Origin of the sequence: Polaromonas sp. (assembly GCF_035638815.1) — a bacterium.
Lineage (GTDB): Bacteria > Pseudomonadota > Gammaproteobacteria > Burkholderiales > Burkholderiaceae_C > Polaromonas.
In genome coordinates this window covers 117,120-130,618 of sequence record NZ_DASQZG010000010.1, presented here as the reverse complement: position 1 = coordinate 130,618, position 13,499 = coordinate 117,120, and the positions used below count along the sequence as shown (strand labels likewise).

At 59.8% G+C, this 13,499-nt stretch carries 13 protein-coding genes; all 13 read right to left on the bottom strand.

Features of this window, described 5'->3' with window-relative positions:
* Positions 1-15: 15 nt before the first annotated feature.
* The 13 genes from VE934_RS05610 to VE934_RS05550 all read right to left on the bottom strand — a co-directional run bounded on the left by VE934_RS05610 (position 16) and on the right by VE934_RS05550 (position 13,451).
* The gene (locus VE934_RS05610) at positions 16-1,053 is read right to left on the bottom strand and encodes an MBL fold metallo-hydrolase (RefSeq protein ID WP_324885172.1); all 1,038 of its coding nucleotides are present in this window, start codon (positions 1,051-1,053) and stop codon (positions 16-18) included.
* A gap of 21 nt (positions 1,054-1,074) precedes the next feature.
* Positions 1,075-2,595 (bottom strand): C13 family peptidase, encoded by a 1,521-nt coding sequence (locus tag VE934_RS05605; protein ID WP_324885170.1) that lies wholly within the window; start codon positions 2,593-2,595, stop codon positions 1,075-1,077.
* A 23-nt stretch (positions 2,596-2,618) separates the two neighbouring features.
* On the bottom strand, positions 2,619-3,488 hold the full coding sequence (gene fdhD / locus VE934_RS05600) for a formate dehydrogenase accessory sulfurtransferase FdhD (protein ID WP_324885168.1): 870 nt from the start codon (positions 3,486-3,488) through the stop codon (positions 2,619-2,621).
* Positions 3,489-3,575: 87 nt separating this feature from the next.
* The gene (locus tag VE934_RS05595; RefSeq protein ID WP_324885166.1) at positions 3,576-3,965 is read right to left on the bottom strand and encodes a hypothetical protein; all 390 of its coding nucleotides are present in this window, start codon (positions 3,963-3,965) and stop codon (positions 3,576-3,578) included.
* Between the two features lie 24 nt (positions 3,966-3,989).
* Positions 3,990-5,201, bottom strand: a complete 1,212-nt coding sequence (locus tag VE934_RS05590) for a formate dehydrogenase subunit gamma (protein WP_324885164.1) — start codon at positions 5,199-5,201, stop codon at positions 3,990-3,992.
* A gap of 11 nt (positions 5,202-5,212) precedes the next feature.
* Positions 5,213-5,443: a hypothetical protein gene (locus tag VE934_RS05585; protein ID WP_324885162.1), complete on the bottom strand. Its 231-nt coding sequence runs from the start codon at positions 5,441-5,443 to the stop codon at positions 5,213-5,215.
* Positions 5,440-6,063: a formate dehydrogenase FDH3 subunit beta gene (gene fdh3B / locus VE934_RS05580; protein WP_324885160.1), complete on the bottom strand. Its 624-nt coding sequence runs from the start codon at positions 6,061-6,063 to the stop codon at positions 5,440-5,442. The genes VE934_RS05585 and fdh3B overlap by 4 nt, the downstream gene beginning before the upstream one ends.
* A gap of 2 nt (positions 6,064-6,065) precedes the next feature.
* The gene (locus VE934_RS05575) at positions 6,066-9,041 is read right to left on the bottom strand and encodes a formate dehydrogenase subunit alpha (RefSeq protein ID WP_324885158.1); all 2,976 of its coding nucleotides are present in this window, start codon (positions 9,039-9,041) and stop codon (positions 6,066-6,068) included.
* Positions 9,042-9,096: 55 nt separating this feature from the next.
* Entirely contained in the window at positions 9,097-9,303 is a 207-nt protein-coding gene (locus VE934_RS05570) for a formate dehydrogenase (RefSeq protein WP_324885284.1), read from the bottom strand.
* A gap of 208 nt (positions 9,304-9,511) precedes the next feature.
* Complete coding sequence (locus VE934_RS05565; RefSeq protein ID WP_324885156.1) at positions 9,512-10,129, bottom strand: TorD/DmsD family molecular chaperone; 618 nt, start codon at positions 10,127-10,129, stop codon at positions 9,512-9,514.
* 11 nt (positions 10,130-10,140) lie between these two features.
* Positions 10,141-12,270: a 4Fe-4S binding protein gene (locus VE934_RS05560; RefSeq protein WP_324885154.1), complete on the bottom strand. Its 2,130-nt coding sequence runs from the start codon at positions 12,268-12,270 to the stop codon at positions 10,141-10,143.
* Entirely contained in the window at positions 12,200-12,871 is a 672-nt protein-coding gene (locus tag VE934_RS05555; RefSeq protein WP_324885152.1) for a DUF3306 domain-containing protein, read from the bottom strand. The genes VE934_RS05560 and VE934_RS05555 overlap by 71 nt, the downstream gene beginning before the upstream one ends.
* Positions 12,864-13,451, bottom strand: a complete 588-nt coding sequence (locus VE934_RS05550; RefSeq protein WP_324885150.1) for a DUF3305 domain-containing protein — start codon at positions 13,449-13,451, stop codon at positions 12,864-12,866. Before VE934_RS05550 ends, VE934_RS05555 begins: the two co-directional genes overlap by 8 nt.
* Between the last annotated feature and the right edge of the window lie 48 nt (positions 13,452-13,499).

The following is a 13,499-nucleotide window of genomic DNA, read 5'->3' as shown; positions in this document are numbered from 1 at the left end:
TGAGCGGGTTTGGCCTCAGCGTAGCTTGCTCCACCACAGCTCGTTGGAGCGGGGTTTCCCAAGGGTGAGCACCTCCCCGATGACCGGGGTTGCCAGGTCAATCCTGTTTTGAGCCGCCAGAGCAGCCAAACGGTCCATCGGCTCGCGCCAGGGGTGAAACGCCAGGTCAAAGGTGCTGTTGTGAACGCCGTACAAGGTTTTGGCCTTGAGGTCCTGAAAAGCGCGGATGCTTTCTTCGGGCGTCATGTGCACCGCAGGCCAGTAGGGGTCGTACGCGCCGTTTTCCATCAGCGCCAGGTCAATGCCGGGGAAGCGCTCGCCTATCTCTTTGAAGCCCGGGAAATAGCCGGTGTCTCCGCTGTAGAAAATCCGCTCCTCGCCGCTCTGAATCACCCACGAAGCCCACAGGGTTGAATTGCGGTCAGTCAGCGTGCGACCCGAAAAATGCTGCGACGGCGTAGCGGTGAGCTGCACACCCGCATGTGTGCCTGAGTCCCACCAGCCAAACTCCTGGATGCGAGCGGCTGGCACCAGCATGGTCTGCAACCGCGCGCCCACGCCAGTAGGCACGAAGTAGCGGTTCACTTTCAGCGCCAGGGCTTCAATGGTCGCCCGGTCCAGGTGGTCGTAGTGGTCGTGCGACAGGATCAGGCCTTCGATGGGCGGCAATTCATCAAGGGCGATAGGCGAAGGATGGAAACGTTTTGGCCCGGCCCACTGGACGGGCGAAGCACGCTCGCTGAACACCGGGTCGATCAGCCAGTATTTGCCTCTTAGTTTGAGAAGATGCGATGAGTGTCCGAGCCGGATCACATGATTGGCATTGACGTCCAGCGCATCCAGCGTTGCACGGTTTAACGGACGCAACGGCACCGGATCAACGGGCACCGTACCGACTTTTTCCGCCACGAGAAAACGCCACCAGATCTTGAACGCGCCCTGCGTAGGCTGGACCGCCGGATTTTCCAGGTTCTGAAAACCCGCTGATGTGGCGCAAGCGGCCAGCGCCAGTGCGCAGGTAAAAAGCAGGAGACGGCGAGACAGACGATTCATCGATGGCGGCCCAGTGTTACTTTAGCGAGACGCAGGCTCTGACGCTGGAGGACGGGCCGGAGGTATCGCTGCCAGACGCTGCTCCAGGGCCGCGAGGACGGGCCCGATGTTGCCGCCCACTCTGATCTGAGGATTGGAGAAACCGTCATCCTTACCGGCGTCAATTTCGCGCTGCTTGATCAGAGGCACGGCGGCGGCAAAGGCTTTCTCAAACGAATGGGTTTTGCGCAACTGCTCGTCAAAAAGCGCACGGCCGAAAAAAGTGAGCTCGGAAAGCCGTCCGCATCCGTAGGACGTGTGGGTGGCGTCAGCCGCGGTCATGACCAGGGTGTTGTCGCCTGCCAGGGTGTCAACCCAACCGCCTGAATAACAGGCGGACACGGCAATCACGCGGTGGCGAATGCCCGCCTGGTCCAGCGCCCTGCGCAACTCAATGGGGCTGAGCGGATCCACCTCCAGCGGCCAATGCGAGGCGGCGAGTTTGAAGTCTCTCGCGCCGTGTGAGGTCAGATAGACCACCAGCACATCGTTGTCACGGTCCATGCGCTGCGCCAGGGCATCCACAGAGCGCTGAAGGTTGGCGGGCGTGGCCCAGGCATGGGTTTTGGCCGTGCTTCCATGGTTGAGAAGATGCACCAGGCGGCCTGCGGCGTCGAAGCGATCGGCCAGCACGCTGCTGACCATGCTGCTCTCGCGAATGAAAACATCCTCAGTGGCATAAGGCGCAAACACCAGCCCGTAAACATCAGTCACGCCCGGGCGGTCTGGTGTGATGGCATTCAGGGTGGTTTGCAAGAGGGCCTGCTGCTCCTCAAAAGCCTGCTGGCTTAGCTGCAGCCTGGGTTTAGGATCCTCTGTGTTGGTAGCGGCGGCATAGTCGCGCTCCCAGGTACGCGCATCAAACTGCCATGCGGTCACCCCCGTGGTGGCGGCCATGGTCAGTACAAACACCACCGCACGCCAGGTGCGGCCGGCAAAACGCACAATCAAAAACGCGGTGACAGCGACTGTCCACGCCATAAGCACTACGTAAAAGGTCCAGTAAAACCAGGGGGACGTAAAAGCCTTGGCTGTGAGCCAACCCTGCATGGTGGCAACTGTCCAGGCCGCATACACCAACGCATATGGAATGGACGCTGCAATCGACAGCACAACGCAGGTGCCAACACCCGACAGGGGTGGGCGCACTTCTTTCTCCGCGAATTCACCCCCTGCGTGCGCTGGAGGGAAAGCCCACCACGCCAGACCGATAAAGACCAGCAGAGTCCAGAAGCCCGACAACCAGGCCTGAAGGTCAAAGCGGGCAGGCCCGTCCACCTCGGTGCGCAGCGCGACAAGCTCTATCGCGAACACGACAATGGCGACGATGGCAATTTGCCAAGGCGCTGGTGATTTGCCGACGACACGCGGAGAAAGAAAGACGCCCGCACGCAGGCCTTCCAGGATCCAATGAGGGGTCGGCAGAAAAGCGCGGGCCTCGGGGCCTTGCGTCAGGTTCTCCGGCATGTTGGCCAGCACGGGCTGAATTTGCGAATCACTCATGGCGGCATCATGCCACGGCAGATTCAGGTCTCTGTGACAACGGCGCGAGGCTTGGGGCCCGCAAGTTCAGGCTGCAGTTTGAGCCGTTGGGGATGGGCGTAACAGACAAAACGCTTGTTGGTGGCGCGGCCGATGGCGCACAAACCGACCGCTTGCGCCACCTGGTGTCCCATCTGCGTGATGCCACTGCGCGACACCACAATCGGCACACCCATTTGGGCAGACTTGATCACCATCTCGCTGGTGAGACGCCCTGTGGTGTAAAAAACCATGCTCGCATTGGCGAGCCGATCGCCCTGCATCCAGATCCAGCCTGCAATGGTGTCAATGGCATTGTGGCGGCCCACATCTTCAACAAACAAAAGCATCTCAGGCTCAGCACCGGCCATGTCAAACAACGCACAGGCATGCACTGAGCCCGCAGACTTGTAGGTGGTCTCCTTGAGCCGTATGGTGTTGACCAACTCGTAGAGCTGACTTTGCGTGATCTGAGCATCGGCAGGCAGGACGATCTGGTCCACCTCGTCCATCAGACCGCCAAACACACTGCCCTGACCGCAACCGGTAGTGACGACCCGTTTCGCAGTTTTCGCCTCAATGTTTTCAATGCCGTGATGCGTCTTCACTGCGGCGGCACCGACGTCCCAGTCAACCGTGATCGACGCGATGTCTGAGGCTGAGTCAATGAGCCGCTGGTTGCGCAGGTAGCCCAGTACCAGCAACTCGGGGTGAGCACCCAGTGTCATGAGGGTGACCAGCTCGCGTTTGTCCACATAAACGGTAAGCGCCCGCTCGGCCGGTATGGCTACTTGAAGCGACTCGCCATATTCGTTGAGCGCATCGATTTCGCAGGTGAGAGGCGCACGCGCCTGGGTAAGGAAAGGCAGGGACATCAGGAAAGGCTACACCAGAAACGCATTTGGGGGACATGCCGAAGAACCGCTACCCCATGGGTAGTCGGTGCGCTCAGGCAAGAAAGCTCAGGGTTTTTTGGCGGGGTTGATAACCGCGTCAGGCTGCTTGGTGCTGGGAGGACTAACCGCTGTGGCGGCTGGCGAGTGTGCCCCCGCTGCCTCGATCGGCTTGGCGGCCTCCGGCGGAGCGTAGGCAAACGGGCCGGGGTCTGCGCAGGGCGGCGTGGCGGCCGCCGGCTTGGCATCTTTGCCAGCAGCCTTGGCGGTTTTGAAATAGCTCGCAGCTACTTTGTCTTGCGATTTGCACAGCAAATAGCCATCGACCTTGCCGGCCCACGCCGCTTTGGCCGCAGCCTCTGCAGCCTTGGCCTTGGCCTCGTCAGTCAGCGCGGGCAGCTTGGCCGCAACCATGCATGATGCAGAAATCAGGAAGCTGGCAATGAGAAGTTTTTTCATACAAATTTCCTCGGCGTGTCTTGATCAAACCTGCACGGTCTGACTAGGCGAATGGGGTGAAAGGGGTGGAGCGGTCTCGCTGCGCTGAACAGGGATCTTGCCCGCCTTCACATCGTCATACCAGTATTCGTGATGTTCTTTGGCCCAGGTCTCGTCGACATACCCGGTTTTCATGCCCTGGTAGGCGCCCTCCATGCCAATGGTTCCCAGATAGATGTGCCCGAGGAACATGGCCATCATCAGCACAGTGGCAGCTGCGTGCACCATGTGCGCCACTTGCATCGTCGCCCGCTCGTAAAGCAAACCGGGCAGCAGTTTGTCCAGCACCAGGCCGGAGGCCACCACAATCACGCCCAGAAAAAACACGCCGCCCCAAAAAATCAATTTTTCGCCAGCATTGAAGCGGTGCGAGGGCACTTCTTTTCCGGAGAGAAGACCGCCGCCCTTGAGAATCCACATCAGGTCACCGCGGCTGGGCAGGTTGTCGCGGAGAAAAGTGAAAAACACAATGACCAGTGACACCGCAAACAGCGGGCCAGCAAAGTTGTGCGCGGTCTTGAGGACGTAAGTCAGCCAGCCGAACAGTGTGAGGCCCATAACCGGCAGAAGGAAAAACTTGCCAAACGCCATGACGATCCCGGAGATGGCCAATATGGAAAAAGCAATGGCGTTTGACCAGTGCGCCGCGCGCTCGAACGGTGTGAAGCGCTCGATCTTGCGTCCTGTCTCGCCGCCGTGCAGTTTGATCGTGCCTTTGCCAAAATAAAACAGCGCAATGGCCAGAGCAACGATTAGAAGGAAGGAGCCGCCGTAAGGGATCAACCAGTTGTTGCGCACCTGCCGCCAGGCCTCGCCCGCATTGGTCAAACGTGAACCCGGGTATTGCACAAAAGGCTGGATCAGGTTGCCGGCCTCCGGCGCTTCACTTTTGGGCAAACTGGTGTAACCGGAAACACCGGCACCGACCTGACGCCACATGGGCGCGTTGTTGCCGGGCTGGACCCTGGCGCGCTCGCCATTGGTCTGGTTGGCATAGCCAGGCAACTCGCTGGCATCGGGTTTAACCTCGAGAATATTTGCGCTCTGGATGCCGCCGGGGGCCGGGGCCACGACTGAAGGAGCGGGTACAGCCGCAGCGGGCGGCGCGGCTGGGGCTGCGGTCTGTGCCACCGCACTCGTCGCCCAGCCAAGGGCTGATAAAACTAAAGCCGCCAGTACGCGTGATGGGCCATGCATGGGAACCCCTGTTATTTGACGCGGTTGTATTCGTTTTGCCCGCTTTGCGCACGGGTCTTGAGCTGCTGCTCCCAGGCAGCCTTGTCGCCCGCCTTCCACCCCGGCACGTTGTACGCGTTGCCCGGACCGGTCACGCCCTCATAGGCGGCCGCATCACTTTTGACACCGCCGGCGCTTTGCGGCTTGTCGCCGCAGGCGGCCAGCGCCAAAACGGCCGTTGCCCACAACACATGCCGCATCATGATTTCACTCCGTTGGCTGGAGGCTGACCGGCTTGCCTCGAGCCATAGGCGGTTCCCCAACCCCAAGCCTCGGCGCCTTTGCCGCGTTGCACGACACGGGTACGGAAAATGTCCGCCACCACATCGCCATCGCCTGCAATCAGCGCCTTGGTCGAGCATTGCTCTGCGCAGGCTGGCAGCTTGCCTTCGGCCAGCCGGTTGCGTCCGTACTTTTCAAACTCAGCCTGGCTGCCGTGCGCCTCGGGTCCGCCCGCGCAGAAGGTGCATTTGTCCATCTTGCCGCGCACACCAAAAGTGCCTTGCGAGGGGAATTGCGGTGCGCCAAACGGACAGGCATAAGAGCAGTAGCCGCAACCGATGCAAACATCCTTGTCATGCAGCACCACGCCTTCTTCGGTGCGGTAAAAGCAGTTGACCGGACACACCGCCATGCAGGGTGCATCGCTGCAATGCATGCAAGCCACCGATATGGATTTTTCGCCGGGAACGCCGTCGTTGAGCGTCACCACGCGGCGGCGGTTCACACCCCATGGGACTTCGTTTTCGTTTTTGCAGGCGGTCACACAACCGTTGCATTCAATGCAGCGCTCGGCGTCACAGACAAATTTCATTCTTGCCATGGTTATGCCCTCTCCACATTACAAACGGTTGTTTTGGTCTCTTGCATCATCGTCACGCTGTCATAGCCGTAGGTCGTGGCCGTGTTGATGGCTTCGCCGCGCACCACTGGCGCAGCGCCATTGGGGTAATAAGCCAGCATGTCCTGCCCCTGCCAGCGGCCGGAGAAGTGGAAAGGCATAAACACCGTGTCGGGTCCGACCCGCTCGGTTACCAGCGCCTGCACATTCAGGCGTGCGCCTGTCAGGGTGCTGACCCAGGCGCGCTCGCCATTACGGATGCCTTTGTCGGCCGCCACCTTGGGGTTGATTTCGATAAACATTTCCTGTTGCAGCTCTGCCAACCAGGGGTTGGAGCGGGTTTCTTCGCCACCGCCTTCGTATTCAACCAGGCGGCCCGAGGTCATGATCAGCGGGAATTTCTCGTGCACCTTGTCTGCAATGTTTTTCTGCTGAATCGTTTTGTACAAGGTCGGAAGGCGCCAGAAGGCTTTCTTGTCATCGTGTGTCGGGTACTTGGCCATCAGGTCAGGCCGGTTGCCATACAGAGGCTCGCGGTGCTGCGGAATCGCGTCGGGAAAATTCCAGACCAGGGCGCGCGCTTTCGCATTGCCAAAAGGATGGCAGCCGTGGCCCTGCATAAAGACGCGGATCATGCCGCCTGACGGATCGGTTTTCCAGTTCTTGCCTTCTGCTGCGGCTTTTTCGGGCTCGGTCAACTCGTCCCACCAGCCGAGCTTCTTCAGCAGCGTGTGGTCCAGCTCCGGATATCCGGTCTGAATGTCGGCGCCCATAGAGTGGGAGCCGTCTTCGGCCAGCAGGTTGACGCCATCTTTCTCAACGCCGAAGTTGGCGCGGAAATTACCGCCGCCGTCCATGACGTGTTTCGATGTGTCGTACAGGTTGGGTGAACCCGGGTGTTTCATTTCCGGCGTGCCGTAACACGGCCATGGCAGACCGAAATAATCGCCCGTGGTGTCGTAACCGGTTTCCTTGTCTTTTCCGCCTTTGGACTTGAGTGTCTTGACATCAAACAGGTGCATGTTGCGCATGTGCGCTTTCAGACGCTCGGGGCTCTGGCCGGTGTAGCCAATCGTCCAGCAGGTCTTGTTGATCTCACGCAGGATGTCCTCGGGTACGGGCTCGTCCATGCCCTTGACCTTTTGCATCTTGTAGTTCTTGGACAGCTCTTTGGCAAAACCGAGTTTGTCGGCCAACTGATGCATGATCATGTGGTCGCTGCGGCTTTCCCACAGGGGCTCAATCACCTTTTCGCGCCACTGGATGGACCGGTTGGAAGCCGTCACCGAACCGCTGGTTTCAAACTGCGTCGCCGCCGGCAGCAGATACACGGCACGGTTGGCGTTCAGGTCTTCAGCCTTGCCCGGCATGGCCGCCATGGCGGCAGTGGCCGACGGATAAGGATCAATTACCACCAACAGGTCGAGCTTGTCCATGGCCCGCTTCATTTCCAGTCCACGGGTCTGCGAGTTGGGTGCATGACCCCAGAATACGACCCCGCGAAGGTTGGGATCCTGGTCAATAAACTCGTTTTTCTCCATCACGCCGTCAATCCAGCGCGAGACCGTGATGCCGGGTTTGCCCATCATGGCGGGGGAGGCGTACCGCCCCTTGATCCAGTCAAAGTCCACACCCCAGGTTTTGGCGAAATGTTTCCACGATCCTTCAGCCAGGCCGTAGTAGCCGGGCAGCGAATCGGGGTTAGGGCCGACATCCGTGGCACCCTGCACGTTGTCGTGACCTCGGAAGATATTGGTGCCGCCGCCGGACACACCCACATTGCCCAGCGCGAGCTGAAGAATGCATGATGCGCGAACCATGGCATTGCCAATCGTGTGCTGGGTTTGGCCCATGCACCAGACGATGGTCGATGGCCGGTTTTTGGCCATCATTTCAGCGGCTTTGTAGACCTGCGCTTCCGGCACGCCGCAGGCTTCTTCCACCTTGTCGGGTGTCCACTTGGCGAGCACGTCTTCTTTGACCTTGTCCATGCCATAGACACGGTCGTTGATGTACTTGGTGTCTTCCCAGCCGTTCTTGAAGATGTGATACAGCATGCCAAACAGGAAGGGAATGTCGGAGCCGGAACGGATGCGAATGTAGTCGTCGGCCTTGGCTGCGGTCCGCGTGAAGCGTGGATCCACCACAATCATCTTGCAGCCGGTCTCTTTGGCATGCAGCATGTGCAGCAAGCTGACAGGGTGGGCCTCCGCGGCGTTGGATCCGATGTACAGGGCGACCTTGCTGTTTTGCATGTCGTTGTACGAATTGGTCATGGCGCCGTAGCCCCAGGTGTTGGCAACACCAGCCACAGTCGTGGAGTGGCAGATACGCGCCTGGTGATCGCAGTTGTTGCTGCCCCAGAAGCTCACAAACTTGCGCATCAAATACGCCTGCTCGTTGTTGTGCTTGGACGAACCCACCCAGTACACCGAGTCTGGCCCGCTGGTCTTGCGCAGGTCCAGCATCTTTGCGCTGATCTCATTGAGCGCCGTGTCCCAGCTGATGCGTTCGTATTTGCCGTTGACCAGCTTCATGGGGTAGCGCAGGCGGTACTCGCCGTGGCCATGCTCGCGCAGCGCCGCACCCTTGGCGCAATGCGCGCCCAGGTTGATGGGGGAATCAAACACTGGCTCCTGCCGGACCCACACGCCGTTTTCAACAACAGCGTCTACCGCGCAACCCACTGAACAGTGCGTGCAAACCGTGCGCTTGACTTCGATTTTTCCGGTGCCGTCACCTGCCCCCGGCGTGGCCGCTTTCGCCTTTTTAACCAGCGTCAATTGCGTAGCAGCCAGACCGACGCCAACCCCCAGGCCCGAGCGGCGCAGAAAAGCCCGGCGGTCCATGGTGGGCAGGGCGTTGGACAGCCCGCGCGAAAGGCTTTGCACAAATCGTGCAGAGCTGCCGCGATGCGCCTGGCCGACGGAAGTACTGTGAATTTTTTTCGTGAGCAGCATGAAGCTCTCCGTAAGAATGAAACCGGGATGGGTTCGAGACTAGAAGCTCTTGGCGCTAGATGCGCGTGGTGCGGTAGTAGTGCTTGACGTGTTCCGAGAGGCTGTAACCGCCGCCTTTTTCCGGCGCTGGTTTGGCCTCTGGAGCGGAAACATCCGGCGCTTGCATTCGCGGGAGTGCTACCACCGCTGCTGCGGCTGCACCCGTAGCGGCGGCGCCGAAAAAGAAACCCCGACGCGAGGGTTTTGGCTGGCTGTCCTGCATGTTTGTCTCCATGGGAGCTTGGCTGTTGTGAAATGCTCTGGCTAGCTTACGCCAGTACCCGCGTGCCGACAATGACCTGCAGGCCGCCAAAGGCCAAGCGTAGGGGAAAACGATAGGAAAGATAAGTAAACTTAGCTTTTACCAAACACACACCAATCGCCCCTGCTCACCTGAAGTGTCTCTTTTTGCGACACCGTGGCGTCTCCACTCAGCCAAGCATGTCAAAACCCTGGGTTTCCACGCTGATGAAAGCCTGGGTGAAGCCGGCCACGCTGCGATAAAAATCAGCTTTGGGGTGGATCGCAATGGCCTCGCACAGCGCCAGAGCCCAAGGCTGCAGATGGCGCGCAAAGAATTCGCGCTGCCGCGTCAGGTTGGCCACCGCTACGTCCTCACCCGCAATCAGGTAGCGCATGACTTCGCACAAATAGGCCACATGGTCTTCGGTCTCCGACATGGCATCGTCGCGCTCCAGGCCAAGCGCAGCCAGATCCGTGCGCAAGGCGGCCAGGGGCTTTTCATTGAGAAAGCCGCTAAGGTAGTGAGAGCCAAACAGGTACACCTCGGGCTTGCCCACACCACCAAACAGGGCGTCGTATTCACGGGCAATGTCGTCGTTGCGCAGCTTGCGCGCAGACTCAACCAGCTCACTCCATGGGGCCTCAAGCAATGCCCCGGCGGCAGGCGCTTCAGTAACCGCCACGCGAAGCTGGTCCAGCAGCGCGGCAGGAGGTGCGTAATACAACGCGGACAGCAGGCCATATACCTCGGCGCGCGCGGTTTCTTCGTCAAGCGCAGAGGAAACGAGTTGGGCTTGTTCAGTCATGGGCAATGGCCTCAGCGGATGTCGGTGATCTTCACTTCGTTGTCGGCAGAATAAATGTCGATGACGCGGCAGTCGCTGCACATCTTCAGGCGGTCCGCCGCCGCGCCCTGAAACATCGCATGCCCTGCCAGCTTGCCGAGCATGGACTCGATGGCCTTCAGCGTGCCAAAGGGCTTGCTGCAGCGAATGCACTGGTAGGGCTGGCTTTCGTTGAGCACACGTGCCTCCTTGCGCTGGGGTGTCAGCAAGAGGCGCGGCTGCAGTGTGATGGCATCTTCCGGGCAAGTACTGGCGCACAGGCCGCATTGCACACAGTTTTTCTCAATGAACTTGAGCTGGGGCAGCTCCGGGTTGTCCTGCAAGGCACTGGACGGACAGGCGCTGACGCAACTCAGGCACAGGGTGCAAGCGTCCTTGTCGACCAGCAGGCTGCCAAATGGTGAGCCGTGCGCGGGCAACGCAATCGCTTCCGGCAGCGGCGCCCGGGCTTGCGACATGAGGTGATCCAGCGCCATGTCCAGGGTGCTGCGCTTTTCCTGCGCCACCGCATAACGTGCCGGGACGGCAGGAGCCACCGTCTGGTTGCGGGACAACTGCTGCAGCTTCGCATCCAGTGCCAGCGTGTCCTCGCCGTTTGCGTGCAGCAAATGGAAATGGGTGCCTGTGTAGCCCATGCCGTGCAGAATTGCCTGCGCGACGGCCATTTGTTCACCCAGACCGGCCAGATAGGCAGGCGCTTCTTCACCTGTCACCAGCACCGCAACCTGTGAGGCGCCAAACGCGATAGCGCTGAGCCAGAGGTCCAGCCCCACACTTGCGGTATGCCACAACGGTTGTGCGATCACGTTGGCCGGGACGCCCTTGACGACTTTGTCCAGGCGCGCGGCGCGGCCCAAGGCCTCAACAGCCTGCTGACCGGCGCCCTGGCTATGAAACAGCAATGCGGCGGTTTTGCCGCCCGCCTTGGCGTAGGTACCCAGCAGCGTTTTCAGCCGCACGCCCTGCTCGCTGGCGCGCGGATAGGCATAGGTCAGCGCACCTGTCGGGCATACCGTGGTACAGGCACCGCAACCCACACACAGGTTGGGATTGACCACAATCTGCTGGCGATCATTTTCGCTGCTGATAGCACCCGCCGAGCAGATGTCAATGCAGGCATGGCAGCCCACTGTCTCGTTGCGGCTGTGGGCGCAGATTTTTTGTTTGTACGAAAAGAACCTGGGCTTTTCAAATTCGCCCACGAGGTCACGCAGCTTGACGATCGTGGGGAGCAGTCCCACGGACGCCAGACCACTGGACGCATTGACCGCAAAATAGCCTTGCGGCGGCGCGTGCAGCGTGATCAGTGGGTTGGCGCCGAGATCCAGCACCAGATCAAATGTTTCGGTCACGGACTGCGGCTCGCGGCCAAAATCAATCGCACCCGCCACCTTGCAGACCGCCACACAGTCACGCTGCGACGTGCACTTTTCGCTATCAATCTGATAGCTTAGATCGACCGCACCTTCAGGGCAAATAGCCAAACAGGCGTTACAACGGGTGCACAGATCGAGGTCGATCGGGTTGCTCTTTTGCCAGGAGGCTTCAAACGCACCCAGCCAGCCCTTGAGCTTGAGCCCGCCACCGCTGATGACCGGGTATTTACGCTCCTGCATCGGAAAACCCGGCGTGGGCTGGCTGGAAACCCCTTGCGCAAAAATCGTCACGTCCAGCGTATCGGCAAGCAATGCTGCCACCTGTTCAGCCTGATCCAGCGTGCCCACAATCAGTAAACGCCCGGCGCTTTTGTACGTAACAGTGGCTACTGGCTCTGCATCGGGTAAATGGGCTGCAGCCAGCAGAGCCGCGATTTTGGGCATGGCGCTGGCCGCGTCTTTGCTCCAGCCGCCAGTCTCACGAATATTGACAAACTTGATGACCGACGTAGCGCCCGCTGTTTGTTCCCCAACCTCCGCAAACAGGCGTTTTTCCTGGGTGCAGGCCACCACAACATCGTCACCCGATTGAATGGCTTTTTGAAACGCCCCGGCTTCACGCCGACACAGCGTTGAATGCAGGGTCAGATTTTCGTCAAGTGCTGCGCCCAGCGCCTGGGGCTGAAGCGGCATGGTCTGGTTGCAGTCGCAAATCAGTGTGGGCATGGTTGTTTTGGCTGGCGCCGGTGTCGGTCAGTGACTCGGACTGGCTTGGCTGTTCGGGACGAATCGTGTCCGGTGTGGCGGGAGGAGGAGTTTCGTCCGACTGTGCCACGCTTTCATCCGTGGGGTTATTCGCACTTTCCCGTGGGGCAGCATCAGCCAACTTTTGTTTATCTGCAGCTTCCTCATCGTCATCAAACAGTTTCAGAAATTTGGCGCTCGCCATTTGCCGCAGCATGGACTCGGGAATTGGATCGGATTTGGAATAGTCGTCGATGTAAATATCCAGCCCGTCCATTACATTGAATTGCGGGTCGGCAAACAGCTTTTTCATCGCAGCGTTACGTACTTCGGGTGCCACGTTACCCGCCATGAAAGGTTTGAAGTCGGACTGCGGGGTGAGGGCTTGGGCATCCTGAACAGTCAGCGGTGGCGGCGCGTCGACGGGCAGTGTGGTCCCTGAAGCTTCCACAGAATCCGGCTGCGGGGGCGCATCAGGGACGGCAATTTGTAGAGGTGGGGGTACCGGCTCAGCCTCAACTGCTTTACCTTCTTCTACTTGCCGCTTGCGCTGGGACCAGCGCCCCAGAAAGCCCTCAGCCATTTCCGCCTCCGCCGAACTTCTTGTCGGTGCTGACACGCGCCGGATTGCCAAAGCGGTCGGTCAGTGGTTTGAAACTTTGCGGGCGCTGCCGGCGTTTGGCTTCAAGCACATAGTTCGCGTCGACAAAGTCCTGCATCCACGCCACCACATTGCGCGGCGCTGCAAGCTGCTCCACGGTTTCCTGTGCGTCCAGCCAGCGGCCGGCATCGTGATAACTCAAGGTCACGGTCTGGGGTACAGCAACGGGTTCATCGGCCAGCGCGGCTTCTTCTTCCATGCGCCAGACCACCCAAAAGCAGGGGTGCTCTGTAGTGACGTTGAGGTAGTAGCCCTCCGCGTCGTCGGTAAAGAGTTCAACCTTGAAGCCCGGGTGCAACCAGCATTCTTCGTTATCGTCTTTGAGCAGCAGGCGCGGCAGAAGGCCAAAGCCCGGCTCCTGCGGCACGATGTCGGCGAGCGACCAGCGCCAGGGCTGCCACGCGTTGTTGATGCGCTCGCGCCGCATGACGACAGCCACATCCATGCAGGGACGACGAACGCCCTCATCAGCATCAGGGGACTGCATCAGAAAGTCAGACATGGTCGCAGTGTACGGCGACGACTGGCCAGCATGGAATAGCCTTGATAC